We start from the raw sequence: 26,276 nt of genomic DNA on the forward strand, positions 1-26,276 counted from the left end.
ACGGCGTCAATGCGGTGGGTTATTTGGCTGCTACTGCTGTGCTGCCTGCAGCAGGCCGGCGCGGACCGTCTTGGTGGCCTTGACCAGGTTGCGCAGGGACTCTTCGGTCTCGGCGTAGCCGCGGGTCTTCAGGCCGCAGTCCGGGTTGACCCAGAGCTGGCGGGACGGGACGTGCTTGACGGCGGTGGCCAGGAGCTCAGTGACCTCGGCCTCGCCAGGAACACGCGGCGAGTGGATGTCGTAGACGCCCGGACCCACGCCGCGGCCGAAGCCGTGGGACTCAAGGTCGTGGACAACCTCCATGCGGGACCGTGCAGCTTCGATGGAGGTGACGTCGGCGTCGAGGCCGTCGATCGCGTCGATGATTACACCAAACTCCGAGTAGCAGAGGTGGGTGTGGATCTGCGTGGCGTCGGCTGCACCGGCGGTGGAGAGGCGGAAGGAATCCACTGACCACTGCAGGTAGGCAGCGTGGTCGGCCTTGCGCAGCGGCAGCAGTTCGCGCAGTGCAGGCTCGTCCACCTGGATGACCTTGATGCCGGCGGCCTCGAGGTCCGCGATTTCGTCGCGCAGGGCCAGGCCAACCTGGTTGGCGGTCTCGCCCAGGGGCTGGTCATCGCGGACGAAGGACCAGGCCAGGATGGTGACCGGACCCGTGAGCATGCCCTTCATCGGCTTTTCGGTCAGCGACTGGGCGTACTCGGCCCAGGCCACCGTGATGGGGGCGCTGCGGGTGACGTCGCCCCAGAGGATGGACGGACGGGTGCAGCGTGAGCCGTAGGACTGGACCCAGCCGTGGACCGTGACATCAAAGCCTTCGAGGTTCTCGGCGAAGTACTGGACCATGTCGTTGCGCTCGGGCTCGCCGTGCACCAGGACGTCGTAGCCCAGCTCTTCCTGCAGCTCAACAACGCGCTTGATTTCGTCCTTCATAAGCTGCTCGTACTGCTCGTTGGTGAGGTCGCCTTTGTTGTTCCGGGCACGCGCAGAGCGGATCTCGGACGTCTGCGGGAAGGAGCCGATGGTGGTGGTGGGCAGCGGCGGCAGGTGCAGGGCCTCTTCCTGGGCCGCTTCGCGGACTGCGTAGGCAGAACGGCTGAAGTCCGCTGCGGTCAGGGCCTCGGTGCGGGCACGGACGTCGTCGCGGCGGACGCCTTCGGCGGTGGCCCGGGCTGCGATGATGGCTGATGCTTCGTCGATGGCTCCCTTGGCGGAGGCGGGGTCGGCCAGGTAGGACGCGAGGGTCTTGACCTCTACGGCCTTCTGGTCTGCGAACGCGAGCCAGCTGCGCAGCTCTTCGGAGAGCTGGCCTTCTTCTGTGACGTCGTGCGGGACGTGCTGGGTGGAGGTTGAAGTGCTGACGGCGACCCGGCCGGCTGCAGCCTTCAGTTCGTCCAGCTTGGCAGCGGAGACGGCGAGGTCGTTGCGCCAGATGTTGTGGCCGTCAACGACGCCGGCAACCAGGGTCTTGTTGCCAAGGCCGGCCAGTGCTGCTGCGGACGGGACCGCACCCTTGAAGGCGTCGATGTGCAGGGCGTCGATGTTGGTGGCGGCAAGTGTGCCCAGCTGGCCGTCGAGGGCACCGTACGGGGTGGAGACGAGGATCTGGGGACGTGTGGCTGCACCGGAGAGGACCTCGTAGGCGCGGGCAACGGCCGCTTCGATTTCTGCGGCCGGGGTGTCCTGGTCCACCACGAGTGCGGGCTCGTCCAGCTGGATCCAGCTGGCGCCTGCGGCGGCGAGCTTCTCGAGCAGCTGAACGTAGACCGGCAGGACGTCTTCGAGGCGGGACAGCGGGGCAAAGCCAGCGGGGGCCTCATCCGAAGCCTTCGAGAGCAGCAGGTAGGTGACCGGGCCGACGATGTACGGGCGGGTCTCGATGCCGTTGGCTAGGGCGAACTCGAATTCCTCAACAATGCGGTTGGAGGCGAGGGTGAACCCGGTCTCCGGGCCGATCTCCGGAACGAGGTAATGGTAGTTCGTGTCGAACCACTTGGTCATCTCCAGCGGCTGCTGGTCCTTGGTACCACGGGCCAGGCTGAAGTAGCCGTCGATGTCGAGCTGGCCCTCGGCGTTGAGGAGCTTGCCGAAGCGGGCCGGGACAGCGCCGAGGTGGGCGGTGGCGTCCAGGACCTGGTCGTAGTAGGAGAAGGTGCCCGGAACGGCGGCGGCTTCGGTGAGGCCCAGTTGCTGCAGGCGCTTGGCGATGGTCAGCTGGATGCCCTTGGCGGCAGCGTCCAGTGCAGCGGCGTCGATCTTGCCGGCCCAGTAGGCTTCGATGGCCTTCTTGAGCTCGCGGCGGCGGCCGATGCGCGGGTAGCCGAGCAGGGATGCGGCCGGAAACGGAGTGGCAGGGGTGTTCTGTTCAGGCATGGGAGATTCCTTGAGTGTTTGTGGAAAGTGTGAATGGTCTGGCGGATGTTCGAAGGTCAGCTGGCGAGCTGGCGCTGGGCTGAGGCATTGGCACGGACAGCGGCGCTGCGGCGGCCAGCTGAACGGGACTGGCGCGGAAGTGCCAGTTTGTCCAGCACCTCCAGAGCGCTCTGGTGTTCGTTGAACGTGTAGATGTGGATGCCCGGCGCTCCGGCCTGAAGGGCCGCGTTGGCCAGGTCCACCGTGGCCCGGACACCGATCCGGAGGCGTTCGGAATCAGTGTCCGCGGCGGCGAGCCGGGCGAGGAGTTCCGGTGCCGGCTCAACGCCTGTCAGTTCGCCGAGCCGTGTGACCCGGCGCAGGCTGGTGAGCGGCATAACGCCCGGGATGATGGGGATGGTGACCCCGGCCCGGCGTGCGCGGCTGATGAGGTCCGCGTACTGCTCGGTATGGAAGAAGACCTGGGTGATGGCAAAGTCGGCGCCGGAACGCTGCTTCGCGAGCAGCACCTCGACGTCGTGGGCTTCACTGGGTGATTCCGGGTGCCGGGTGGGGTAGGCGGCGACGCCCACGGCGATCTTGCCCGCACACAGCAGGGCCGACCGCCGCTGTTCAACCCGCCGGATAAGTTCGATCAGGTCCTGCGCATACCGCAGTGACCCTGCGGCGAGCGGCGCACCGCCCTTGGGCTGGTCGCCCCGGAGGGCCAGGATGCCCCGGACCCCGGTGTCCAGGAGGTCGCCGATGATCTCCGCCAGCTCCTCCGGCGTGTTGCCAACGCAGGTGAGGTGGGCCAGCGGCCGGAGCGTGGTTTCCAGCAGGAGCCGGTTGATGAGTTCGACGGCGGTGTCCCGGTTCGAGCCACTGGCACCATACGTGACGGAGACGTAGTCCGGCTCAGTGGTTTCCAGTTCCCGGATGGTGGTCCAGAGTGACTCGGCCGCAGCCGGCGAGCGGGGCGGGAAGAGCTCGTACGAGAGCGCCACGGGGGCGGTCTCGGAGAGATTCGGATGCGTTTCGATAAGACTTGGCGGTGACATTTGCGTCCTTGGCTTTGGGCCATTGCCGGATACCGGTCAGCAGATGTGACGGTAGTGCCGGGAATGAATTTGAGTTTGGGAACACGGAAAACTCCACAGGGACGCAGCCGCGACTGTTACGCCTGTAATGAAGTTGTCCGTGAGCAAATGTCAGGCCCACATGGGGGCACCCACACCCTCCACAATCGGAGGATCGCTGACACGTTACCTTGGTAACTTGTATAGAACTCTAGGAGCCGGCGGGGCACCCTTCAAGTCAGCCACCGAATTAAGACGCAGTTTTACGGTGTGTTTCGTGCAGGTGCAGAATTTTGTTCGCCGTTTTGGTCAAAGGAATCATCGAGGCGTACTGCGGAGTCCGGCTGCATTAGCCCGTTACCAGGGCCGGTCCACGCCGGGCCCGAAGTCATCGTCCCGGAGGTACTCGTCCCGCTCCTGCCCGGAATTCCGCTCGCTTTGGGCCTCCTTGGCACTGTCCTTGAGCTGCTCGAGCTGGCTCTGCTGGCCCGGATCCGCCGGAACCTCGTCCTGCCCAGGCTGTTCCGACGGTTGCAGGCTGTCCTTGTCCGCTGCAGCGGCATCGGCCTTTTGCTGCAGCCGTTCCGCCGCCTGTTCCAGCTTCTCCCCTGCGCCGGCTTCCGCTCCTGAATCCGCGCCCGCGTCGAAGCAGCCTTCCGGAGCAGCCTCCGCCACGGCAACGCCTTCGGCAAAGAGCCGGGCCGCCGCCGTCGGATCTTCCGCTTTGGCCTGGGCGTCACCGAGGCGTTCGATGGTGAGGGCGAGGTTGACCCGGACGACGCACTCGTCGGCTGTGCCCGCCAGGGGCAGTGCCTCCTCAAATCGCTGGCGCGCCGCAGCGAAGTCCCCGGCGAGGAACAGCCCGTCACCCTCGGCGAACGGCGCCTTGTGCGGTTCGACGAAGTTGGCCATTCGCAGCCCGGCCGCGGCATCCGCCACGGCCCTGGAGTCCGCGGCCGCGAAGGACCGGGCCGCAGTGTCAGCGAGAATGCCCACGCTCAGAAGCTTGGCGGACAGGCAGAGGACCAGGAGTGCGGGCAGTGCAGACCACCACAACAGCCGACGGCGGCGCTCCCGACGGTCCTGAAACGTCGCCAGCGCTGCCGGTTTCTGAGATACCGGTTCCCGGCGTAACGGTGTGGGTGCTGCCCGCATCATGTTCGAGCTCCCTGTCCGGGACGGAGCTGCCGCCACTGTCGCAGCACCAAGAAAGTTTCGCGGAGGGCAAGGAGGAACGCTCCGGCAGCGAGAAGCCAGTACAGCTCAATCCGGCCGGCAACGTCGCCGTCCGCCGGTGCCTGCTGCAATTCCCCGGGATCAGCGGCCTGCATCATCGGCGCCACCGGGTCTCCGGACGAACGGTGGACATAGGGAACACCCAACTGACCGGCAATCCCCTGCAGCCGGCCTTCGTCGAGAACCGATAAAGCATCCTTGCCGGTTCCGGACGACCGGTCCTGGATATAGCCGGCACCTATGTCCTGCCCCGAACCCTGCCCTGTGTTTTCCTTCATCCGGCCGCCGTCCGCCGTGCCATAGCCGAGCACCGCGCCGCCGTCCACCAGGCCACCGTCGAGCCGAAGTGGCTCCGGTGCCTTGGCGCTGGTCTGTTCACCGTCGCCCAGGTAGTAGACCAGGCGTGGCCGTTCGGGATGGCTGTCCCGCGCGGCGCGCAGCCGCTCCGCCAGCAAGGTTCCGGCAGCCGTGACACTGCTGCCTTTGGAGAATGCGGTGACCTGGGGCTGCAGGACGGACACACTCGTGTCCAGGGCGGTGGTGTCGGTGGTCAGGGGCATCCTGACCACGGCATTGCTGTCGAAGGTCAGGAGCGAAAACCGGGCTCCGGCCAGTTCAGCCGCGATGGCCATAATGTCCTGCCGCACCCCCTCCAGCCGGGGAGAGCTGTCGCCGTAGTCTTCGGCAACGATGCTGCTGCTGGTGTCCACCACAAAGAAAACGTTGACATCCGCCGTCGCGGCTTGGGAACTCCCACCGGGAACACCCGGCCGGAGTGCCGCAGCCAGGAGCAGCAGCACCAGGGCGCCCCTGAACAGCCAGTCGCGGCGTGTACCGGCAGAGCGCGCCCGCGACGCCTGGACGAGACGCCAAGCCAGAAACAGAAAGGTCGCGGCGATGAGCGGGGCCATAACCCACCAGGGCAGGATCGGTTGCAGGGTCACGGCCGGAGCCTCCACGAAGCGCCAGCCAGCACCAGGCCGGACAGGAGTGCCAGCGTCAGGGGCAGCTCGGGCCGGTCCGAGACCACTGCCTGGGGTGCACCCTTCATGGCCGTGGCTTCGGTTTCCTGCACGGACCGGACGATGGCCGCCACGGCTTCCGGGCTGTCCAGCCGGAAGTATGCTCCGCCGCTGGATTCTGCCGCTGTCCGCAGCATGGCTCCGGGCTGGCCGGGGCCAGGCCCATAGTCGAAGTCGCCGGGGTTCAGGGCATACACGGGCACTTCACGCTCCTTCGCGAGGGCGGCCGACTGCTCGAGGGTGAAGATGGGATCGCCGGACAGGTAGTTGTCTGTTGCCAGGACAATGGACCGCGAGCGCCGCTGACCGTCTGCTGCTTCCCTCGCCTCAGCGGCGCCCGTGTCCGGGAATCCGTTGACGCACGACGCCAGGCCGTCGCCAATCAGCGACGATCCGCGACCGTTCCAGGTGCCGTCCAGGAATCCGGCGCTGCCGGGGTTTCCGTCGAACGCGTCTTGGGCCAGCGTGAGCTGCTCCTGGACATATGCGTAGTCGTCGGTGAGTGGGAAGACCTGGACGGCGCTGCTGTCGAAGACGGTGAGTCCGATCCGTTCGCCGTCGAACTCCTTGGCCAGTTCGGCAAATACCTTCACCACAGCCGCGTCGGCGCTGCTCATCGATCCCGACGTGTCCAAGCACAGCATGATGTCCCGGTTCCGCTGCTCCGGCGCGGTGGTGGTCAGCTCAGCCGGGCGCGCTGCCGCTGCGATCGCAGAGACCACCAGGGTTATGGCCGCGAGCGCGGCCACCGCCAGCCAGCGGCGGTGCCTGCGGAGGGCCCTCTGGTATTCGGGCAGGGCGGTGAGGCGGTCAGCATTGGCGACCGGCCGCCGTCGTACATTGGCTTGGCGGTCCGGGCGGAAGGCGCGCCAGCCAGCTAGGGCCGCCATGACCAGTGCCGCCGGGATCAGCCACCAGAAGATCAATTCCATTGCCACACCGCCTGGCGGGCAATCTCGGCCGATTGAGCCACCGGCGGCAGCGGCTCCAGGCCGAACTCGCCCGGGTAGATCCTGCGGACGGCCTCGGCCGCTGGCGGCAGCGGGTGCCCGTGCAGCTCCGCCAGGGTCATCCGGGGCGCGTCAATCCCGGTGACATCGCGGGCGAACCGGCGGACCAGCAGGCTCAGTTCCTGGTGCGATTCCCGTGCGGTCAGCAGCCCGGCGGCGGCGTTGGCTGTGACGGCGTCGATCCTTTGCAGGTAGGCCTCTTTGAGGCCGGGAAGGTCCGACGGCGGCGTGAACCGGGGCGCCTGCTCCGGCACCTTCGGTTTGCGCGTGCCCAGGAAAACGAACGCGTACCAGCCCAGGACAACGGCCAGAAGTGCGAGCCCGGTCCACAGCCACGCCTGGCTGTACTGGAGGGGTGCGTAAATGCCCGGGTCAGCCTGCACGCCGGTGCCTTTCCAGGAGGGCGAAGAGTTCCGTCATGACCGCACTGCTTCCGGCCACGTGGCCTTGGGTGATGCCGGTGCGGCGGAACATGGCGTGCCTGGCTGCGTCCCGCTCCCCGGTTGCCTTGGCGTAGGCCGCCGCGATGGCCGGGGATGCTGCCAGGTGTGCTGGCAGCACCGAGGAGTCTGCCACGCTGAAGGCGTCCTGGCCGGACTGCCCGTCCCCGGCCAGGTCAGCGTCCCTGATGGTGAGCCAGAGGATCTCGTGCTGGGCACGGAGCCTGCGGAGTAGCTGTTCGGTGCCGGGATTGGCAGATTGTTCGTCGGAGACCACAAACAGCAGGAACCGGCCCTTGACGTTGCGGGCCACGTATTCCAGCTGGTCCTCGATCCTGCTGGGGCCGGAGTCCAGGCTGGTGGACGAGTCAACCTCGCGCAGGAGCCGTTCCAGATGCGGCTCGCCGGCTTTGGCGGGAACGGAGCGTGTCCCGTTGCGATCCCCGCAGACCAGGCCCACCACGTCGCCGTGCCGGTGCGCCAGGTAGCCCACCACACCGAGTGCCATCACCGCGATGTCCTTTTTGGTTTCGCCGTCGCGGGACTCGGCAGCCATGCCCCGGCCGGTATCGGCAATCAGCAGGACGGTCTGGCGCCGCACGGCGACGTACCGTTTGATGAGCGGCGAGCCGAACCGGGCGGAAGCCTTCCAGTCGATGTCGCGGACGTCGTCCCCGGGGATATAGGCGCGCAGGTCATCAAAGTCGAGGCTGCGGCCGCGGAAGACGGAACCGTATTCGCCGTCGAGCATGCCACGGGCTTTCCGGTGGGCGAAGATGGCCATCTTCGACTTCACGCGATGCAGCAGGCTGGTCACCGCAGCCTCAGGGAGTCTGGACGGAGGCTACGACCGCATCGATGATGCTCTCCACCGGCACCTGCTCCGCAACGGCGTCGAACCCCAGGATGAGGCGGTGCCGCAGCACGCGGTGGGCGAGGGATTTCACGTCCTCCGGGATCACGTGGTCCCGGCCGTTGAGCAGGGCCACGGCCCGGGCGGCCTGGCTGAAGGCGATGCTGGCGCGCGGGCTGGCGCCGAATTCGATGAAGCCGGCGAGCCGCTGGTCGATGTACTGCCCGGCGTTCCGGGTGACGAACACCAGCCCCACGATGTAGTTGATGATGGCCGGGTCAATATAGATCCGCTTCACCAGCTCCTGCACGCCGATGACGGCATCCAGCGAGGCGGCGGCCGCCGGCTTCTGCTCCGCACTGAAGACCCCGGCGTCAATCCGGCGGATGATTTCCGTTTCCTCGGCCGGCGTGGGGTAGTCCAGCACGTCCTTGAGCATAAAGCGGTCCATCTGCGCCTCCGGCAGCTGGTACGTGCCTTCCTGCTCGATGGGGTTCTGGGTGGCCAGCACCATAAACGGGGAAGGCAGCCGGTATTCCTCGCCCCCGATGGAGGTCTGCCGCTCCTGCATGGCCTCCAGCATGGCGCTCTGGGTCTTGGCGCTGGAGCGGTTGATCTCGTCCAGCAGGACGATGTTGGCGTGCACCGGCCCCAGCTGGGTGATGAAGGTGCCCTTGGCGGCGTCGTAGATCTGGGTGCCCACGATGTCGCTGGGCAGCAGGTCCGGCGTGCACTGGATCCGGCGGAACTCTGCGCTCACCGCTTCGGCCACGGTCTGCGCGGCGGTGGTCTTCGCCAGTCCCGGAACGCTTTCCAGCAGGATGTGCCCGCCGGTCATCAGGCCCACCATCAGGGATTCACGCAGCCTTGCCTGGCCCACCACCTTGGCCTCGAAACTGCGGGAAATGTTCGCCACCACCTGCTGCGCCCGGGCCAGTTCCGCCGGGTCAATTCGTGCGGGCGCACTGGTCTGAAGCAATGGATTTCCCCCTGATGGATGGTGGTGGACGGCTGGTAGGCCGTTTGCTGCCGGGCGGCTGCACTCCGCCCGCCATCCTATCCAAGCCACCTGCAGGTCAGGCCGCAATGGGGACCCCTCCCCATCGCGGGTCGGCGGGTCTATTCTGGTGGAATGAGCCAGCTACCAGCCAGTTATCAGGAGTACCTCGCAGGAAAAAGCGAAAGTTTCATCAACACCGTTCGGCCCATCCTGATGCAGTCGGCGGCGGATCAGGCTCACGGTGTGCGGGTGCTCAACCTGCCTCACGGACATCAGGCACATCTGGACGATTCCATCCCATTTGGGATTGTCATCGAGGACATCGACTGAAGCCGGCGTCAGCCCTTCACCGCACCCGATAGCGCGAAGGAGCTGCCCGCGCCCTTGGCCACGATGACGTACAGGGCCAGCACCGGGACTGAATACAGGATAGAAAAAGCCGCTAGCTGGCCGTACGCCACTGCGCCGTGCTGTCCGAAGAAGCTGAAGATCGACACTGCCGCCGGCTGCCGGGCCTCGGACAGCAGGAGGACAAACGGGACAAAGAAATTCCCCCAGGCCTGGATGAACACAAAGATGAACACCACGCCCAGCCCCTGACGCATCAACGGCAGGACGATGGTCCTCAGCGCCGTCAGCCCCGACGCCCCGTCCACCCAGGCTGCTTCCTCCAGCGACACCGGGACGCCGTCCATGAAGTTCTTGGTCATCCAGATAGCCATGGGCAACGTGGTGGTTGCCATAAAAAAGATCGTGGCGGGCATCGAATCCAGCAGATGAAGCTGCACAAACAACCCGTAGACGGGCACCATGATGGCCGTGATGGGAAGGCAGGTTCCAAACAGGATGGTGTACATAAACGGCCTGTTGAACCTTGACTGGTAGCGGGACATTGGATAGGCGGCGAGCACTGCTGCCACGAGGTTCACGGCGGCCGTGCCGGCGGACAGCACCATGCTGTTCCAGAGCGGCTGGAACAGCAGCCCCGGCGTCACGATGGCGGCAAAGTTGTCCAGGGAGACTTGAGCCGGGAGTTGCGTCTCATGCCCGGCGGAGGCATCAAGGGACGCGAACGCCAGCCACAGCAGCGGCAGGACAAAGCAGGCGCCGATCAGGATCAGCGCCACGTCCGCCGGCATCCGGGCACGCTGTTGGGCACGGGAAACTGCACCAGTACCGGACCGCAGCTGGCCCCGGGCGGAGGTCCCCGCCGTCGTGCTCATGGTTTGCTCTCCCGCAGGAGCCGGACGTAGGCGGCACCGAACGCCACGCCAATGAGGATGAGCACTGACGCCACCGCGGTACCGTACCCGATGTCGCCGAACTTGAAGGCCTGCAGGTACGCCAGCACCGGCAGCGTGGTGCTGGCGTTGGCGGGGCCGCCCGCTGTCATGACCCAAATGAGGGTGAACACCGCCAGTGTCTGCAGGGTGATGAGCATGAGGTTGGTGGCGATGCTGCCGCGGATCATGGGGATGGTGATGAAGGCCAGCCGCTGCCAGCCACCGGCACCGTCCATCAGCGCGGCCTCCGTGACCTCGCCGGGGATGTCATTGAGGGCGGCCCGGTAGACCAGCATGGAGAACGCCGTGCCCCGCCAGATGTTGGCTAGCAGGATCGCAATCATCGGGAACGAATACAGCCAGTCGGTCCGTCCAAACCCTAATCCGCCGAGCAACTGGTTCAGGGTCCCGTCCCGGCTGAAATAGGCGTAAGCGGCGAAGGCGGCCACGATCTCGGGCAGCACCCATGCAGCCACCACTGCAGTACCGACGACGGCAGCCACCGGGCGGCGGGCCCGCCGCATCAGCACCGCGAGGGTGAGGCCCAGCAGGTTCTGGCCCAGGATGGCCGAGCCGCCCACAAACAGGACGGTCAGGCCCAGCGAGAGCGGCAGGATCGGATCGGACAGGAGCCTGGCGTAATTGTCGAACCCGATCCACCCGGGATTGCGGGCGTTGCGGCCGGTCAGGGCAGCGTTGGTGAATGACGCGTGGAAGGCCCACAGCACTGGGCCGGCCAAAAACACGAGCAGCAGGAGCACGGCCGGGAGAACCGGGAGCAGCCGCGCGTTGCGCCGAAGTCCGGTGCGACGCCGCCGGTGGCCCGCCCGGTGGTGCCTTAGGGAAACCACCACAGGTTACTTCGCGACGGTCTTGGCCTCACCCACGATGCCTTTCACCGCCGTGTCATAGTCAGCGGCCGCCTGCTCCGGGGATTTCGCCCCGGTGATCACGGCTTCGGTGGCCTCCTGGACGGCCGCGGAGATCCGCGGGTAATCAGCGGTTGCGGGGCGGTAGTGTGTAACGGCCACCAGCTCGGACACGTCCTTCACAAATGGATTGGCCGCCTGGTAGCCGGCATCTGCGGCGACGTCCTTCCGCACGGCGATCTGGGAGCTGGCGATGTTGAAGGCCAAGGAGTTCTTTTGGTTCAGGGCCGTGGCGAGGAACTCAAACGCGAGGTCGGGGTTTTTGGTCTCCGCCCCTACCGCCAGGGTCCAGCCGCCGGACATGCTGACGCCGCCGGGCACCTGGCCATCCTGGGTGGGGAACGCCGTGACGCCCATGTCCTGCCCATACGCTGCCCATTCATAGCTGCCGTCCTTCTGCCAGAACGACGGCGCGTAGGAACCCTCCACCGTGGCGCCCATCTTGCCCTGCGGCAGCCATTCGCCAAAGACTTTCTTCCACACATTCGCGTCGAGGGCCTCCGCCGGGGAAACTGCCAGTTTTTCGTCGTAGAGGGTCTTGAGGAACCCCAGCGAATCGGTGAACCCCGGGGAACCCACCACCCATTTCTTGGCGTCGGCGTCGTACAGTTCGGAATCGGTTCCATAAAGCAGTTCGTAGAAGCCCTGCATCACAGTGCCTTCACCGGTGGCCTTGCCGGCGTACAGGTTGAACGGTATAACGCTGGGATCACTTGCCTTGATTTTCCGGGCGGTGTCCAGGATGTCCTGCCAGGTGCGGGGCTCCCACGGGACGCTGATGCCCGCGGCCGTGAGCACCTTTTTGTTGTACCAGATACCGCGGGTGTCCGTGCCCAGCGGGACCGCGTACGTGCCGCCGTCGTCCCCCAGGCCGGCCGCCTTGGCGCCGTCATCAAAGGTATCCCAGTCCTCCCACCCGTCAAGGTGGCTGTCCAGCTTCAGGAGGTACCCGGCGTCGACGTCGGAGCGCACCTTGAAGGTGTCCTCATAGAAGACGTCCGGGGCGGTGGAGGGCGAACGGAGCGCGAGGGCAAGCTTGGTGCCGTAGTCGTCGTCGTTCGCCTGGATGGGTTCAAGGGCAACCGTGACGCCCTGGTTGGCGGCCTCAAACTCCTGTTTGGCCGCCTGGAAGAGCGTGTCCAGGGCAGTGAAGGAATCAGTCTTTTGGTAGACCACCTTCAGCGTTTTTGTCTCCGCTTCGGGGGCGGCAGGGGAACACGCCGCCAGCACAAATCCCGCAGCAGCGACGAGTGAGGTGATTTTGAGGGCCCGGCGCATGGTGCTCCATTCAGTCAATGGCTGCCGTCCCCTGTATCTGCGGGCCCCAGCCGCGGCGATATCCACATGCTAGATGGGGCTCCTGCCACTGGCAAGGAGGCCCCGGTCAGACGTCCGTTTCAGACTTCCAGGAGAAGCCGCTGCGCCCGGGGCGCCAGTGTATGCTCCAGGACCAGGCAGGCAGCTCCAATGGCGCCCACGTCCTCACCGACTCCCGTGCCGACAACTTCGATGGTGTGGATCAGGCGGGCCGCACTGTTGGCGTCCACCAGGGCAGGAATCTTCTCCAGGTAGCGGTCAGCGATCCTGCTCCAGAAGGGCCCGCCGAACACTACCCGCTCCACGTCCAGCGTGTTGGTGACCACGGAGACGGCCCGGGCCACGAGCACGGCCGACTTGTCGATGATGGCCAGGGCCTTGTCGTCGCCGGCGTCGGCGAGATCGCACAGCTGCGCAAAGCTCTGCTGCACTTCGGCTCCGCTGGTGTGCTTTCCGGAGCCGTTCAGGATGCCCGCGGCGACGGCCTCCGCTACGAGTACCTGCGGGATGGCCGAGGACTTCACACAGCCGCGCAGGCCGCAATCGCAGGGCGGGCCGTCGGGATCCACCACGATGTGGCCGATTTCGCCGGCATTTCCTGATGTTCCGCGGACTACTTCATCGTTCAGGACGATGCCGCAGCCGATACCGGTGCCCATGTACATAAAGATGAAACTGCCCGAGCCGCTGGGCCCGCCGGCCCATGTTTCGGCGACGGCGGCACTGGTGACGTCCTTATCCACCAGGACGGAGTAGCCGGTGGCCTTGGCCAGGGCGTCCCGGAGTTCCACCCGGTCCCAGCCCGGCAGCAGCGGCGGATCCACCACGGTGCCATTGTCCAGGTCGATGGGTCCCGGAGCGGCCAGGCCCAGGCCGGCGATCCGGCTTTTGTCCACGCCGGACTCGGCAACCAGCTGTTCAATCTCGGTGGCCATAGTGGAAATTACGGCGGCAGGATCATTTCCGCCGGGTGTTTTGATCCGGGAATGCTGAACAACGGCGCCCACGAGATCGAGGACCACGAACGTGGTGACGGCAGGGTCCAGGTGCACGCCAATGGCGTACATACCGCCCGGGTTGAGGCGAAGCATGGTGCGCGGCTTGCCGGGGCCGCTGCCTTCTTTGCCGGCTTCGACGATCAGGTGCTGGTCAAGCAGGCGGCGGGAGATGTTGGAGATAGTCTGCGGCGAGAGGCCCACAATCTGGGCGAGCTCCACGCGGCTCAGTCCGCCGGATGACCGGCGGATGGCATCCAGGATGACCGTGAGGTTAAAGTCCCCCATGCGCGGAAGATTGGTCCCGCGCCGTGGCGCCGAGGACTGGCGAATTTCTGGCACGGTCTCCCCTAGGTTTTCGGCCGCGTACTCATATTGTCTGAATCGTACGTTACCCCCTGATCAACGCCCAGAGCCGGAGGTTGGGCCGTGACGCGGCCGGGGCGCCAGTTGCCCTGCTGACGCGCCTATGGCCGCCTGGTGCTGACCGCCACCATAAACTTTGGGTTGCCGCCCCTCACGGTGGTGGGACCTACCAGCCGCTCCAGCGCCGGGAGGTACTGCAGGTGCCGGTTGAAGACCGTCCACAGCTCACCGCCCGGGGCCAGGACCCTGGCCGCCGCCTCGAACAGTTTGATGCCCGCACCGGCATGCACACTGGCGCCCAGGTGGAAGGGCGGATTCAACAGGACCAGCTCGGCGCTTCCGGCAGGGAAGGTGCTCATCGCGTCATCCTGGAGGGCGGTAATCCGGTCCTCGAGGCCGTTGGCCCGCGCGGTGGCCCGGGCGGAGGCGACGGCGGCTGCGGACCGGTCCGTGGCCGTGACCCTTGACGCGGGGTTCTGGCGGGCGTACATGGCAGCGAGGATGCCGGTGCCACAGCCCAGATCAATGGCGTGCCCGGCCTGCGGCATTTCCAGCAGGAACGTCAGGAGGAACCTGGTCCCGATGTCCAGTTTCGTTCCAGCAAAGACGGCACCGTGCGCAGCAACATCCAGGTCCAGCTCGGTAAGGCGTTCGACGGCGGGACTCCACTCGTGCGCATCGGTTTGCCGGGCGCCGGTGGCCAGGATGATCCGGGACTTCTGCCGCGCCAACTGGGGCTGGAGCGTCTCGAAGTGGCGTTCCAGGACCGCGTTCATTCCCAGGGACATGTGTTTGATCCGCCCGCCGGCGAGCAGCACCACGCCAGGGGCGGCATAACGCGCCACGGCGGCGGCGATTTCTTCAAGCTCCGCCAGGGTCCGCGGCAGTTGGAGCAGCACCAGCTCCGCGTCGGACAGCAGCTCCTCCCCCAACGCCAACTGTTCGAACCCCGCGTCAACAACTACGGGATCCGCCGGTGCGAGCCCCGTGGCCGCGGCGTTGTGCCGGAGGGCGCGCTCCCCCGTGATGAGGTCCTCGTGCACACGGACCCGCCGGACCCCCAGAGTGGCCAACGCACCGAGGGTGAGGGCGCCGTAACGGTCGCCGATTACAGTCAGCCGCGTCCCCGGTTCCGTGCGCGCAGCGGCGGCTTCCAGCAGCAGCCGGTCCGTGGCGTCCCAGGCCTGGAGGTTGGGGGCCTCGACATCCGGGTGGCGCCGGAGCGTGCCGAAGATGTCCTCGAGATTGTTCTGTGCCACAGATTCCTGCCATCTGGTCATGTGCGGGTGGTTGATGCGGGTGGTGCAAGGGCGGGCAGTTTGAGGATCGCCGTGACGGCGGCCCGGCCCGCCCTGTTGGCGCCGATGGTGGACGACGACGGCCCGTAACCCACCAGGTGGACGCGCGGCTCAATTGCCACCTGGGTCCCTTCCATGGCGATGCCGCCGCCGGGTCCCCGGAGGTGCAGCGGCGCCAGGTGTTCGAGCTCGGCACGGAACCCGGTGGCCCACAGGATGACGTCGGCACGGAGCAGGCTCCCATCGGTGAGCCGGACGCCGTCGGGCTCTATGGCGGTGAACATAGGCTGGCGGTCCAACGCCCCGCGGTGTGCTGCCGCCCTCAGAGCCGGCGTCCAGATGAGGCCGGTCACGGCCACCACGCTTTGCGGCGGCAGACCCTGCCGCACGCGTTCCTCCACAAGGGCGACGGCGTTGTGGCCGGCCTGGGCATCGAACGCGGCGTCGCGCCAGTCCGGTTCCCGCCGGGTGAACCAGCTCGTGCTGGTGACCTGCGAGACCTCATCCAGCAGCCCGACAGCGGAAATTCCGCCACCCACCACGATGACGTGCAGGCCGCGGAACTCCTCGGCGGAGACGTAATCGGCCACATGCAGTTGCCGGCCCCTGAACGTGGCGCGGCCCGGATAGATGGGCCAGAACGGCCGGGTCCACGTACCGGTTGCGTTGATGAGAGCCTTCGCTGACCAGTGGCCACTGTCGGTGCTGATCCGCAGGCGTCCTGCTGGATCAGCGTCTTCCCTGGCGACCGAGGTGACCTTGACGGGGCGCGCGACCTCAATCCCGAGGTCGCGCTCGTACCCGGCGAAGTACCGGCTCAGGAACTCTGAGCTCGGTTCCGTGGGATCCACGTCAGGCTTCGCGATGCCGGGAAGGTCGCTGATGCCGTTGACCGTGGCCATGACCAGGCTCTTCCAGCGGTGGCGCCAGGCGCCGCCTGGGCCTTCCTCGGCGTCCAGGACCTTGTAGTCAATCCCCCGACGCTGCAGGTGGTAGGCGGCGGAGAGTCCCGCCTGGCCCGCGCCGATGACCGCAACGTCGGTGGTTCCGTTGTCCATGCTCTTGCCGGTTTCTGCTAGACCTTCTTCACCACGGAGGATTTGAGCTGCATCGGTCCTACACCGTCCACTTTGCAGTCGATGTCGTGATCGCCCACGCCGTCCATCAGCCGAATCCCGCGGACTTTGGTGCCTACCTTGATGACACCGGAGCTGCCCTTGATTTTCAGGTCCTTGACCACCGTGACAGTGTCGCCGTCGGCGAGGATGTTGCCCACCGCATCCTTGATGACCCGTGGCCCGGCCCCCGCCGTGGCCTCCGCTGCCTCGGCGGACCACTCGTGGCCGCATTCCGGGCAGACCAGGAGCGCACCCATCTCGTAGGTGTAGGCACTGGAACATTCGGGGCATGGCGGCAACGTCTCATTCACTCCCCCATGATAATCGCGCCGCTGCGCTGACAGGCGCGCGCCGTCGTCGTACTGTTGGCCCTAGGCAGACGAAAGGCGTGGACCATGGGAACAGAAAAAGGGGCAGCGTCGCTGCTGGCTAACGCACTGGGCATCGTCCTGGGCACGGCGGAAATACCCTTGCGCCTCCGGGCGTGGGACGGTTCCGAGGCGGGGCCGCCCGACGCCCCCGTCCTCGAATTCAGGTCACGCCGCGCCCTGCGCCGGATCCTGTGGTCACCGGGGCAGCTCGGGCTCAGCCGCGCCTACGTCGCCGGAGACATCGACGCCCCCGGCGACATCTTTGCTGCCTTCACGGCGCTCAGCTCCGTGGGCAAGTTTTCCGAGCCAGGGCCTTTCCGGCCCCTGACACCGCGTGAACTGGCCACGCTGGTCAGCACGGCCGTCCGGCTGCGCGCGCTGGGTCCCAACCCTGCACCGCCTCCTGAAGAATCACGGGTCACGCGGAAGGGTAGGCTCCACACCAGGCGGCGCGACGCCGCGGCCATCTCGCACCATTACGACGTCGGCAACGACTTTTACGCCCTCGTGCTGGGACCATCAATGGTCTACTCCTGCGCGGTGTGGGCGGATGGAGCCGACGGCGGCGTCCCCGGAGGCCGCGGCCTCCCGGCCGGACTGGACGAGGCACAACAGGCCAAGCTGGACCTTGTCTGCCGGAAGCTGGGGCTTAGGCCGGGGATGAGGGTACTGGACGTGGGCTGCGGCTGGGGCAGCTTCGCGTTGCACGCGGCGCAGCACTACGGCGTCACGGTGGTGGGGGTGACGCTCTCCATGGAGCAGGCTGTGCTCGCGCGCAAACGTGCCGCCCACGCCGGCCTGACTGAAAACATCGATATTCGGGTACAGGATTACCGGGATATCTCCGACGGGCCGTTCGACGCCATCAGCTCCATCGGCATGTCCGAACATGTGGGCCGGGAACAGACACCCCACTACGTGGAGGTGCTGCACGGCCTGCTCCGTCCCGGCGGCCGGCTGCTCAACCACGCCATCTCCTGGAATGCCGGCCCCACCAAGCCGGATCCGGATTCCTTCATTCCGCGCTACGTCTTTCCGGACGGCGAGATGATCAGCCTCGGCGAGATGGTCAGCGCGCTGGAGAACGGCGGGTTCGAAGTGCTGGACGTGGAGGCCCTGCGCCAGCACTATGCGCTGACCCTGCGGGCGTGGGTGCGCAGGCTCGAGGAGAACTGGGACGAAGCCGTCCGGCTCACGAGCCTGGGCCGGGCGCGGGTGTGGCGCCTCTATATGGCTTCCAGTGCCATTGGCTTTGAAACCGGCATCACGGGCGTCAACCAGGTACTGGTTCAGCGTGCCGGCGGGGACGGGCCGCCGCTGCGTCGGACGGAGTGGATCTGAGCGCACACTATTCGAGCGCCCGCCGAACCGGGCTCCGTGCTCAAACAAAAAAGAGCCACCCGGCCGGGTGGCTCTTTTTTGCGGACCAAGGTCCTGTTTGGTGGAGCTGAGGGGACTCGAACCCCTGACCCCCTGCATGCCATGCAGGTGCGCTACCAGCTGCGCCACAGCCCCAAACTTGTGTCCCTCCGCGGTTCAGAACGCCCGAAGCAACCTGATCAGCTTAATAGAAATCTTCGCCCGGCGCCAATCGGGAAGTGCGTTTTCCTGCCATAAAAAAATCCGCCGGAATCTTTCGATTCCGGCGGATTATCCGGTGGAGCTGAGGGGACTCGAACCCCTGACCCCCTGCATGCCATGCAGGTGCGCTACCAGCTGCGCCACAGCCCCGGACCTTCGTTACTCCGCGGTCTCCCCGGAGCAACTTAAATATCTTAGACCAGCTTTTCCGAAAATTCCAAATCGGGCATATTCGGGCCGGCAAGGCCTGCTATTCGGAGTCGGATGCCGCCGTCGCCTTGGCTGAAGTGTCTTCGCCCAACTGCAGGTCAACGACGGGGCAGTCTTTCCACAGACGCTCCAGGGCGTAGAAAACGCGGTCCTCTTCATGCTGGACGTGGATGACGATGTCCGAGTAATCCAGCAGTACCCAGCGCCCGCCGGAGCGGCCTTCGCGGCGTACCGGACGGAGGTCCTGCTTTGAAAGTTCTTCTTCGATGCCGTCAACGATGGCGTTGACCTGGCGCTCGCTCGGCGCGGATGCGATGAGGAAGATGTCGGCCAGTGCCAGGCGTTCGCTGACATCGAGGGCCACGATGTCGTGGGCAATCTTGTCCGCGGCTGCCCTGGCGGCTTGGCGGGCAATGGCGATGGATGAATCTGTTGCAGTCATGGGACTCCTTGTAGTTTTCTAAAGCTTCGTAAAGGGGCGTTGCCTGGTCAGCTGGAGATGCCGCTGACGATCAGGATGACGCCGGAAATAAGGGCCACAATCCCAAAGGCCAGGACCAGGACCTGCATTAGCCTAAGCCGCTTCGCGCGGGCCAGGCCTGCTGTTGCCGCATCCAGCGGCTCCAGCCCATGGGCTGACCGGGCCGGGATGCGCGGCAGGTCATCGAACAGGTCTTCCGGCTCCCCCACTCGCAGATCGGCTTCGACAGGCTGGACGGGGACGACGCGCTTCGGTGCCGCGGCCGCTCTGGCAGCAGCTTCCGCACGGGCGATCACCCTTGAACGGCCCGAAGCGGCTGCCTGTGCAGAATCAGCGGCCGCCGCCTTTGACGTCGTGGACGGCCGGCGGCCCTTCCCGCCTGGCCGGACCTTCGGTCCGGGCTGGGTCATCAGCGGCACGTAGGAGGTCGCCGGGGGTTTCATCACAGGACGGTCGACGCCGGGTACCTGCACGAATTCCAGCGGCGTCACCATGGCCAGGTTGTCGGCGGTGGCCGGACCAGTCTGGGGAACGGATTGGGTGGCCTCGACCGTAGAGGCTGCCTGCGCGCGCGCTGACACTGGCTGCGCCGGAGCGGCCTGCTCGGCCAGCTTCTGCTTGGCCATCGCCCGGCGGTTGAGTATCGCCGCACGCTCGGCCAAGGCGATCTGTTCCGCGAGGATGTCCGGATCCACCGCTTCGGGGTCCAGCGAGGCGATGTGTTCCATCTTGGCCAGTTGGTTCTTGGCCTGCTCGGCGATGAGTGTGCGGGCCGCGAGGGCCTGCTCCACGCTCATGCCAGCCGGAACGCCTGCACCCTTGGTCGGCGCGGCGGGCCCGACTTTTTCGGCGGATACAGCAGTGCCGTGACCCGGCTTCGGTGGCCCTGGCGTGGCCTGACCCGGTTTGGCTTGCCCTTGCTTGGGTTGGCTCGGCGCCGGTTGGCTTGGCAGTGGCTGCCCCATCGGAGCGGGAATGATGGGATGGGCCGATGTGACGGCCTGTTCCTTCAGTTGCTGGAGCCTCAGCTGCCTGCGGGTGGGAGGGCCGCCAGCAGAAAGCTGGCCCTCTTTCTCCTCAAGTTCCTTGATGGCACGAAGGGCCGCGCGATCGCGGGCCCGGATCTGTGAGGACCGCTCCGCCTGGGACTGCTCGGGGACGGAGTCGACGGGGGCGTCAGCCGCGCGCCGTTGTTTTGAGGCAGGCGAAACCTGGCCCGGGCTGTTAGACCCGGGAGCCGTGTTCTCATCTCTGGCCTGCCGCAGTTCGCGGCGGCTGCGGACGGGGGGCTGTTCCTGACTCATTGGGGGCTCATTCAGTACTGGCTGGCTCGTCTGGTTCGGTAGTTCGGACGACTTGGGGATCTGCTCCCTCGGCGTACAGACCATATTTGGCAATGTATTGGACCACTCCGTCAGGCACGAGGTACCAGACGGGGTTGTTCCCGGCTACACGCACACGGCAGTCCGTGGACGAGATGGCCATGGCGGGCACTTCGAGGAGGCTGACGTCTTTGCGGCCCATGCCATCAAGCACGTGTCCCGGCCGTGTCACTCCGACAAAATGGGCCAGGGACCACAGCTCATCGATGTCCTTCCACGACAGGATCTGTGCCAGCGCATCCGCACCGGTGATGAAGAACAGATCAGCATCCGGACGCTGGGTCCGGAGATCCCGCAAGGTATCAATGGTATACGTGGGACCGGGCCGGTCAACATCCACTCTACTGACGGTGAAGCGGGGGTTCGATGCCGTGGCGATCACCGTCATAAGGTAGCGGTGCTCAGGCTCGCTGACCTGCTTGTGCGACTTCTGCCACGGCTGTCCCGTGGGGACAAAGACCACTTCATCCAGGCCGAACTTGGCGGCCACCTCACTGGCTGCAACAAGGTGGCCGTGGTGGATGGGATCAAACGTCCCGCCCATCACGCCCAGCCGCAGCCGCCCCTGCGCACCATCACGGTGCAGAACACGCGAAATGTCAGTGGCCTTGGCCGTGGTCGTGCTTGTTGGGGTGCTGGCGGTGCGGATCAGCGTGCTCTTCCGTGACCGTGTGACGGTTGCCCAGGTTGGAGTAGGACAGCGTGACAAACATCAACACCAGCAAGATGGAGAAAATGGATACGCCGAAGACCCACGGCTCAGCCCAGATCGGAGCGGGCGCGTGTTCCCCGCCTTCGGCAACGGTCATGGCAATCTGCTGGAGCAGCATTTTCTCCCCTAAGGTTCAAGGATGTGGCAGCGGATTGTCCCGCCGTTCCGGACTTGTGTCTATATTACCGCGTTGCTACACGCGGACCTGGCCCTCGCCCTGAACAATCCATTTAGTGGTGGTGAGCTCAGTCAGTCCCATGGGACCGCGGGCGTGCAGCTTCTGCGTGGAGATGCCGACTTCGGCACCCAGGCCCAGTTCGCCGCCGTCGGTAAACCGCGTGGAGGCGTTGACTATGACCGCCGCCGAATCGATCTCGGCGATAAACCGCTCCGCGTTGGCGAGATTGTTGGTGAGGATGGCTTCGGTGTGGCCGGTAGTCCAGGTCCGGATGTGCTTGACGGCCTCATCCAGGCTGTCCACCATGGCCACGGCCAGGTCCAGGTCCATGTACTCGGTTCCCCAGTCCTCATCCGTTGCCGGTTCGGACTCGATGGAAGGCGGCAGGGCTGCGCGGATGCGCTCGTCGGCATGGAGCGTGACGCCGGCTCCACGCAGCGCGGCGGCGACGGCGGGCAGCACGGTGGACCGCGAGTGGACCAGCAGAGTCTCCACGGTGTTGCAAACACTGGGCCGCTGGGTCTTGGCGTTGAGCAGGATCTCTACCGCCATTTCCTCGCTGGCGGATTCGTCGATGAAGATATGCACGTTGCCCTCACCGGTCTCGATGACCGGCACGGCAGCGTTCAGCACCACGGACTGGATCAGGTCCCGGCCGCCGCGCGGAATCAGGACATCGACGCGACCGCGCGCCCGCATCAGAGCATTCGCGCCTTCACGGCCGTACTGGTCCACAGTCTGAACGGCGTCCGCCGGCAGCTCGACGGAGTCCAGGGCTTCACGGAGAATCTGGACCAGCGCTTCGTTGGTGAAGGCGGCAGCCGTACCGCCGCGGAGGATGACGGCGTTCCCGCTCTTAAGGCCAAGGCCGGCTATGTCCACCGTGACGTTGGGACGGGCCTCGTAAATGGCCGCCACCACTCCCATGGGAACGTTGATCTGGCGCAGGCGCAGCCCATTGGGTAGCGTCTGGCCCCGGACCACGTTTCCTACCGGATCCGGCAGGCTGGCCAGGTTCTCCAGGGAAGCCACGAGTCCGTCGATCCGGCTTTCGGTCAGGGTGAGGCGGTCCAGCAGGGCCGCCGACGTGCCGTTGGCTTTGCCGGCCGTCACGTCCTTGGCGTTGGCGGACAGGATGAAGTCCTTCCGGTCCAGCAGTGCAGCACCGATTGCCCGCAGGCCACTGTCCTTCAAGGCGCGGTTGGCCCCGGCCATCTGGCGGGCAGCCTGCCGTGAGCGGTCAGCGATGGCGTGGACGGCTGCCTCAACCTCCGCCGGAGTGGGGGTACTCGCCTGTTCCGGCCTGGACGGAACCGCATTCGAATCGTTGGAAGTGCCAGGGGCTTGGGAAATCAGTGCCTCAGTCATCCTTCAAGTCTAAGCGAGCGGACCGCTCAGACCAGAACCAGGTCGTCGATATGGACAACCTCACGGTCGAATCCGCGGCCCAGGGACTCGCCCAGTTCCACTGTGGAGCGCCCCAGCATCTGGGGAAGCTCTTCGGAAGAGTAATTAACCAAGCCGCGTGCGATGACGGTACCGTCGCCGGCCACCATCTCGACGGCGTCGCCGGCTTCGAAGGTGCCGTCCACCGATGAAATCCCGGCAGGGAGCAGCGAGTAGCGGTTGTCCCGCACAGCATGCACGGCGCCGTCGTCAAGAAAGAGCCGGCCCTGGACATGCGCCAGGTGGGCCAGCCACATCATCCGCACGGACTTCCGGCCGCTGTTGACGGTGAACCAGGTGCCCACGTCCTCGCCGGCCAGGGCGGCTGCGGCGTTGGCGGTGGAGGTGACCAGCGCCGGAATGCCGGAATCGGCGGCCATGATGGCAGCCTCGACTTTAGTCTGCATTCCGCCGGTGCCTACGCCTGCCTTGCCGGGCTTCCCGATGGTCACTGCCTCAAGATCTTCGGGGCCGTCCACCTGGGAGATGCGCTTGGCGCCCTTGGCTGGCGGGCCGTCGTATATCGAGTCGACGTCGGACAGCAGCAACAGGGCGTCAGCGCGGACCAGATGGGCCACGAGCGCTGAGAGCCTGTCGTTGTCGCCGAACCGGATCTTGTGCGTGGCGACCGTGTCGTTTTCGTTGACCACCGGCACCACGCCGAGGTTGAGGAGGCGGTTCAGTGCACGGAACGCGTTCGCGTGGTGGCTGCGACGCATGAGGTCATCTGCCGTTAGCAGCACCTGGCTGACGGTGACGCCGTGGGCGCCGAATGCGTGCGTGTAGCGCGCCATCAGCAGGCCCTGGCCCACGCTGGCGGCAGCCTGCTGGGTCGCGAGGTCACGAGGACGCTTGACCAGGCCGAGGGGCGCAAGCCCTGCGGAGATAGCTCCCGAGGAAACCAGGATAATTTCGGTGCCGGCGTTATGTTTGGCGGCCAGGACATCTGAGAGGGCGGTCAGGGACTCTTCCGAGATGCCGCCCTTGATGCTGGTCAGCGACGACGACCCTACTTTGACAACGATCCGGCGGGCCCGGGCGAGCACCCTGCGGTCGTCTTTGGGTTCCTCGATGATTACTGCGGAACTTTCGGTCATTTCAGTGGCCTCACTCGTCATCTTCCACGCCCAGTCCACTTTCAGTGACCGGCTTGGCAGCGCGGCGGCCGCTGACCGATTCGGTCCAGATCCCGGCCTTGCGCTCGGCCTCGAGCTCGGCACGGGCGGCAGCCTTGGCCTCCCGGCGTTCCACCTGCTCGTCCCGCTTCTGTCCGCGGGTAGGCCGGTCGCCGATGTCGGCGAACCGGACGTCGGTGCCACGCGGGGCGGCCAGCAGTTCTGCGCCGGCCATCATGGTGGGTTCCCAGTCGAAGACGACGCCGTCGTCCTCACCGATCACCACGGTGTCGCCCGGAGTGGCGCCCTGCTTGAACAGTTCGTTTTCGACGCCGAGCTTGGCCAGACGGTCCGCGAGGTAGCCGATGGCTTCCTCGTTGGTGAAGTCGGTCTGCTTAACCCAGCGGACGGGCTTGTCGCCCAATACGCGGAAGAGCGGCTCGAGGTTCTTTTCCTCACGGCGGATCTTGAAGCCGGATTCGTTGACGGCACGGGGCCGGAGGATGGGCGGCTGGACCTTGGGCGGGGCGGCCGCGAGGGCGGCACGGGCGGCCTGGACGATTTCCGCCATGGCGAAGCCCAGCTGGCGGAGACCCTCGTGGCTGGTAGCCGAGATTTCGAAGACCCGGTAGCCGCGTGACTCGAGTTCCGGGCGGACAAATTCAGCCATGTCCTTGCCGTCCGGCAGGTCTACCTTGTTCAAGGCGACCAGGCGCGGACGGTGGTTCAGCGGAACCACTTCGCCGTCGGCACCCGCGAAGCTCATGTCTACAGAGTATTTTTCCAGCTCGGCCTCGATGATGGCCAGGTCTGCCAACGGGTCGCGGTCCGATTCAAGCGTGCCGCAGTCCAGCACGTGCACCAGGGCCGCGCAGCGCTCCACGTGGCGCAGGAAGTGATGGCCAAGGCCCTTGCCTTCGCTGGCGCCCTCGATGAGGCCCGGCACGTCGGCAATGGTGAAGCGGACATCGCCGGACTGGACAACACCCAGGTTCGGGATCAGCGTGGTGAACGGGTAATCGGCGATCTTGGGCCGCGCGGCGGACATGGCTGCGATCAGGCTGGATTTTCCGGCAGAGGGGAAACCCACCAGCGCAATATCGGCGATGGACTTCAGTTCCAGCACAATGTCACGGGCGTCACCCTCGATACCCAGCAGGGCGAAGCCCGGGGCACGGCGCTTCTGCGAGGACAGCGAGGCATTGCCCAGGCCGCCCAGGCCGCCTGCGGCCGCCACATATTCGGCGCCTTCGCCGACGAGGTCCGCAAGGACGGTGCCGTCCTTGGCCTTGACCACAGTGCCGTCCGGCACCGGCAGGATGAGGGTCTCGCCGCTCTTGCCGCCGCGCCAGTCACCCATACCGGGGCCACCGTTGGTGGCGTGGCGGTGCGGGGCGTGGTGGTAGTCAAGCAGCGTGGTGGTCTGGTGATCAACACGCAGGATGACGTCGCCGCCGTCGCCGCCGTTGCCGCCGTCGGGACCGCCCAGGGGCTTGAACTTCTCACGGTGGACAGAGACACAGCCGTGGCCGCCGGTACCGCCGGATACGTGCAGTACTACCCGGTCTACAAAGCTCGCCACGTGGATCTCCTCAGTGCTGTTTCCTGGACGCCCAAAGGCGCCAAGACGATTGTAATGCGGTTAAAAGAACAGTGGAGCGGACCAAATGGTCCGCTCCACCGCTTCAGAACTATTTGTTACTCTGCAGCTGCAGCAGCAACGATGTTGACAACGCGGCGACCGCGGCGGGTGCCGAACTGAACGGCTCCCGGGGCCAGTGCGAACAGTGTGTCGTCGCCGCCACGTCCAACGCCGGCGCCCGGGTGGAAGTGGGTGCCACGCTGGCGGACGATGATCTCGCCTGCGGAAACTACCTGGCCGCCGAAGCGCTTGACGCCGAGGTACTGGGCGTTGGAGTCACGACCGTTGCGAGTGGAACTCGCGCCTTTTTTATGTGCCATTTGAAATGCCTGCCTTTAAATTCTGGGGAATCTGCTGAAGAACCTGAACAGTAACGAAGAGTTACTTGATACCCGTGATCTTGACCTTGGTCAATTCCTGACGGTGACCCTGGCGCTTCTTGTAACCGGTCTTGTTCTTGAACTTCTGGATGACGATCTTCGGACCACGGAGGTCTTCGAGGATCTCAGCCGTAACCGTTACCTTGGCCAGGTCCGCAGCAGCAGAGGTGACTTTGTCACCGTCTACCAGGAGCAGTGCGGGCAACTCAAAAGTGCTGCCGGCTCCACCGGGGACGCGGTTCAGGGTAACGAAGTCTCCAACGGAAACCTTCTCTTGGCGGCCGCCTGCGCGGACAATCGCGTACACCACTTGGGAACTCACTTCTCTCGACGTTTATTACTAAATTTGCGTGCTGAACCCGATTCCATATTTGGCTGGGTTCTCGCTGTGCCTCAACGCCGTGGGGTCGTAACCCAAGTGTTGGCGTAAGCACCGAAGATCTAGAATACGCTAATTTTGCCTTCGGCCGCAAATGAGGC

The 26,276-nt window shown here is 65.8% G+C and carries 26 protein-coding genes and 2 tRNA genes; 2 read left to right on the forward strand and 26 right to left on the reverse strand.

The window, feature by feature from the left end; all coding sequences use genetic code 11:
* Positions 1-30: 30 nt before the first annotated feature.
* The 8 genes from metE to ACZY1F_RS09675 form a co-directional block, all read right to left on the reverse strand.
* On the reverse strand, positions 31-2,373 hold the full coding sequence (gene metE, locus ACZY1F_RS09640) for a 5-methyltetrahydropteroyltriglutamate--homocysteine S-methyltransferase (RefSeq protein WP_463941493.1): 2,343 nt from the start codon (positions 2,371-2,373) through the stop codon (positions 31-33).
* A 56-nt stretch (positions 2,374-2,429) separates the two neighbouring features.
* Positions 2,430-3,413, reverse strand: coding sequence for a methylenetetrahydrofolate reductase (locus tag ACZY1F_RS09645; protein WP_463941494.1), 984 nt, complete (start codon positions 3,411-3,413; stop codon positions 2,430-2,432).
* 375 nt (positions 3,414-3,788) lie between these two features.
* Positions 3,789-4,589, reverse strand: a complete 801-nt coding sequence (locus ACZY1F_RS09650; RefSeq protein ID WP_463941495.1) for a hypothetical protein — start codon at positions 4,587-4,589, stop codon at positions 3,789-3,791.
* A complete protein-coding gene (locus ACZY1F_RS09655) occupies positions 4,586-5,611 on the reverse strand; it encodes a VWA domain-containing protein (protein ID WP_463941496.1) in 1,026 nt (341 codons plus the stop codon). Before ACZY1F_RS09655 ends, ACZY1F_RS09650 begins: the two co-directional genes overlap by 4 nt.
* Positions 5,608-6,621 carry a vWA domain-containing protein gene (locus tag ACZY1F_RS09660; RefSeq protein ID WP_463941497.1) on the reverse strand — a complete coding sequence of 338 codons (1,014 nt, stop codon included), beginning with the start codon at positions 6,619-6,621 and terminating at the stop codon, positions 5,608-5,610. The genes ACZY1F_RS09655 and ACZY1F_RS09660 overlap by 4 nt, the downstream gene beginning before the upstream one ends.
* Positions 6,612-7,082 carry a hypothetical protein gene (locus ACZY1F_RS09665; RefSeq protein ID WP_463941498.1) on the reverse strand — a complete coding sequence of 157 codons (471 nt, stop codon included), beginning with the start codon at positions 7,080-7,082 and terminating at the stop codon, positions 6,612-6,614. Before ACZY1F_RS09665 ends, ACZY1F_RS09660 begins: the two co-directional genes overlap by 10 nt.
* Positions 7,072-7,956 (reverse strand): DUF58 domain-containing protein, encoded by an 885-nt coding sequence (locus tag ACZY1F_RS09670; RefSeq protein ID WP_463941499.1) that lies wholly within the window; start codon positions 7,954-7,956, stop codon positions 7,072-7,074. Before ACZY1F_RS09670 ends, ACZY1F_RS09665 begins: the two co-directional genes overlap by 11 nt.
* 7 nt (positions 7,957-7,963) lie before the next feature.
* The gene (locus tag ACZY1F_RS09675; protein ID WP_463941500.1) at positions 7,964-8,971 is read right to left on the reverse strand and encodes an AAA family ATPase; all 1,008 of its coding nucleotides are present in this window, start codon (positions 8,969-8,971) and stop codon (positions 7,964-7,966) included.
* A gap of 153 nt (positions 8,972-9,124) precedes the next feature.
* Here ACZY1F_RS09675 and ACZY1F_RS09680 point away from each other — a divergent pair, with 153 nt between their 5' ends.
* A complete protein-coding gene (locus tag ACZY1F_RS09680; RefSeq protein ID WP_463941501.1) occupies positions 9,125-9,322 on the forward strand; it encodes a hypothetical protein in 198 nt (65 codons plus the stop codon).
* Positions 9,323-9,330: 8 nt separating this feature from the next.
* Here the strand turns inward: ACZY1F_RS09680 and ACZY1F_RS09685 are convergent, their stop codons facing one another.
* The 7 genes from ACZY1F_RS09685 to ACZY1F_RS09715 form a co-directional block, all read right to left on the reverse strand.
* A complete protein-coding gene (locus ACZY1F_RS09685) occupies positions 9,331-10,215 on the reverse strand; it encodes a carbohydrate ABC transporter permease (RefSeq protein WP_463941502.1) in 885 nt (294 codons plus the stop codon).
* Complete coding sequence (locus ACZY1F_RS09690) at positions 10,212-11,126, reverse strand: carbohydrate ABC transporter permease (RefSeq protein WP_463941503.1); 915 nt, start codon at positions 11,124-11,126, stop codon at positions 10,212-10,214. Before ACZY1F_RS09690 ends, ACZY1F_RS09685 begins: the two co-directional genes overlap by 4 nt.
* A 6-nt stretch (positions 11,127-11,132) precedes the next feature.
* On the reverse strand, positions 11,133-12,482 hold the full coding sequence (locus ACZY1F_RS09695; protein ID WP_463941574.1) for an extracellular solute-binding protein: 1,350 nt from the start codon (positions 12,480-12,482) through the stop codon (positions 11,133-11,135).
* A 119-nt stretch (positions 12,483-12,601) separates the two neighbouring features.
* Entirely contained in the window at positions 12,602-13,804 is a 1,203-nt protein-coding gene (locus tag ACZY1F_RS09700; protein WP_463941504.1) for an ROK family transcriptional regulator, read from the reverse strand.
* Positions 13,805-13,983: 179 nt separating this feature from the next.
* Positions 13,984-15,141, reverse strand: coding sequence for a class I SAM-dependent methyltransferase (locus ACZY1F_RS09705; protein ID WP_463941505.1), 1,158 nt, complete (start codon positions 15,139-15,141; stop codon positions 13,984-13,986).
* Between the two features lie 17 nt (positions 15,142-15,158).
* A complete protein-coding gene (locus tag ACZY1F_RS09710; RefSeq protein WP_463941506.1) occupies positions 15,159-16,238 on the reverse strand; it encodes an FAD-dependent oxidoreductase in 1,080 nt (359 codons plus the stop codon).
* Between the two features lie 17 nt (positions 16,239-16,255).
* Positions 16,256-16,609 carry a zinc ribbon domain-containing protein YjdM gene (locus ACZY1F_RS09715; RefSeq protein ID WP_463941507.1) on the reverse strand — a complete coding sequence of 118 codons (354 nt, stop codon included), beginning with the start codon at positions 16,607-16,609 and terminating at the stop codon, positions 16,256-16,258.
* Between the two features lie 84 nt (positions 16,610-16,693).
* Here ACZY1F_RS09715 and ACZY1F_RS09720 point away from each other — a divergent pair, with 84 nt between their 5' ends.
* On the forward strand, positions 16,694-18,010 hold the full coding sequence (locus tag ACZY1F_RS09720) for a class I SAM-dependent methyltransferase (RefSeq protein WP_463941508.1): 1,317 nt from the start codon (positions 16,694-16,696) through the stop codon (positions 18,008-18,010).
* A gap of 98 nt (positions 18,011-18,108) precedes the next feature.
* Here the strand turns inward: ACZY1F_RS09720 and ACZY1F_RS09725 are convergent.
* The 11 genes from ACZY1F_RS09725 to rplU form a co-directional block, all read right to left on the reverse strand.
* Positions 18,109-18,184, reverse strand: a tRNA-Ala gene (locus ACZY1F_RS09725).
* A 143-nt stretch (positions 18,185-18,327) separates the two neighbouring features.
* Positions 18,328-18,400, reverse strand: a tRNA-Ala gene (locus ACZY1F_RS09730).
* A 100-nt stretch (positions 18,401-18,500) separates the two neighbouring features.
* Entirely contained in the window at positions 18,501-18,902 is a 402-nt protein-coding gene (rsfS, locus tag ACZY1F_RS09735; protein WP_463941509.1) for a ribosome silencing factor, read from the reverse strand.
* Between the two features lie 47 nt (positions 18,903-18,949).
* Positions 18,950-20,245: a hypothetical protein gene (locus ACZY1F_RS09740; RefSeq protein ID WP_463941510.1), complete on the reverse strand. Its 1,296-nt coding sequence runs from the start codon at positions 20,243-20,245 to the stop codon at positions 18,950-18,952.
* Between the two features lie 7 nt (positions 20,246-20,252).
* Positions 20,253-20,921: a nicotinate-nucleotide adenylyltransferase gene (gene nadD / locus ACZY1F_RS09745; RefSeq protein WP_463941575.1), complete on the reverse strand. Its 669-nt coding sequence runs from the start codon at positions 20,919-20,921 to the stop codon at positions 20,253-20,255.
* Position 20,922: 1 nt separating this feature from the next.
* Positions 20,923-21,153 (reverse strand): hypothetical protein, encoded by a 231-nt coding sequence (locus tag ACZY1F_RS09750; protein WP_463941511.1) that lies wholly within the window; start codon positions 21,151-21,153, stop codon positions 20,923-20,925.
* A gap of 75 nt (positions 21,154-21,228) precedes the next feature.
* The gene (locus ACZY1F_RS09755; protein ID WP_463941512.1) at positions 21,229-22,581 is read right to left on the reverse strand and encodes a glutamate-5-semialdehyde dehydrogenase; all 1,353 of its coding nucleotides are present in this window, start codon (positions 22,579-22,581) and stop codon (positions 21,229-21,231) included.
* A gap of 26 nt (positions 22,582-22,607) precedes the next feature.
* On the reverse strand, positions 22,608-23,756 hold the full coding sequence (gene proB / locus ACZY1F_RS09760; RefSeq protein ID WP_463941513.1) for a glutamate 5-kinase: 1,149 nt from the start codon (positions 23,754-23,756) through the stop codon (positions 22,608-22,610).
* A gap of 10 nt (positions 23,757-23,766) precedes the next feature.
* Positions 23,767-25,356, reverse strand: a complete 1,590-nt coding sequence (gene obgE, locus ACZY1F_RS09765; RefSeq protein ID WP_354154924.1) for a GTPase ObgE — start codon at positions 25,354-25,356, stop codon at positions 23,767-23,769.
* 116 nt (positions 25,357-25,472) lie between these two features.
* On the reverse strand, positions 25,473-25,736 hold the full coding sequence (rpmA, locus tag ACZY1F_RS09770; protein WP_056340543.1) for a 50S ribosomal protein L27: 264 nt from the start codon (positions 25,734-25,736) through the stop codon (positions 25,473-25,475).
* Between the two features lie 61 nt (positions 25,737-25,797).
* Complete coding sequence (rplU, locus tag ACZY1F_RS09775) at positions 25,798-26,106, reverse strand: 50S ribosomal protein L21 (RefSeq protein WP_018773353.1); 309 nt, start codon at positions 26,104-26,106, stop codon at positions 25,798-25,800.
* Positions 26,107-26,276: the final 170 nt, after the last annotated feature.

This window comes from Pseudarthrobacter xylosi (assembly GCF_055412765.1).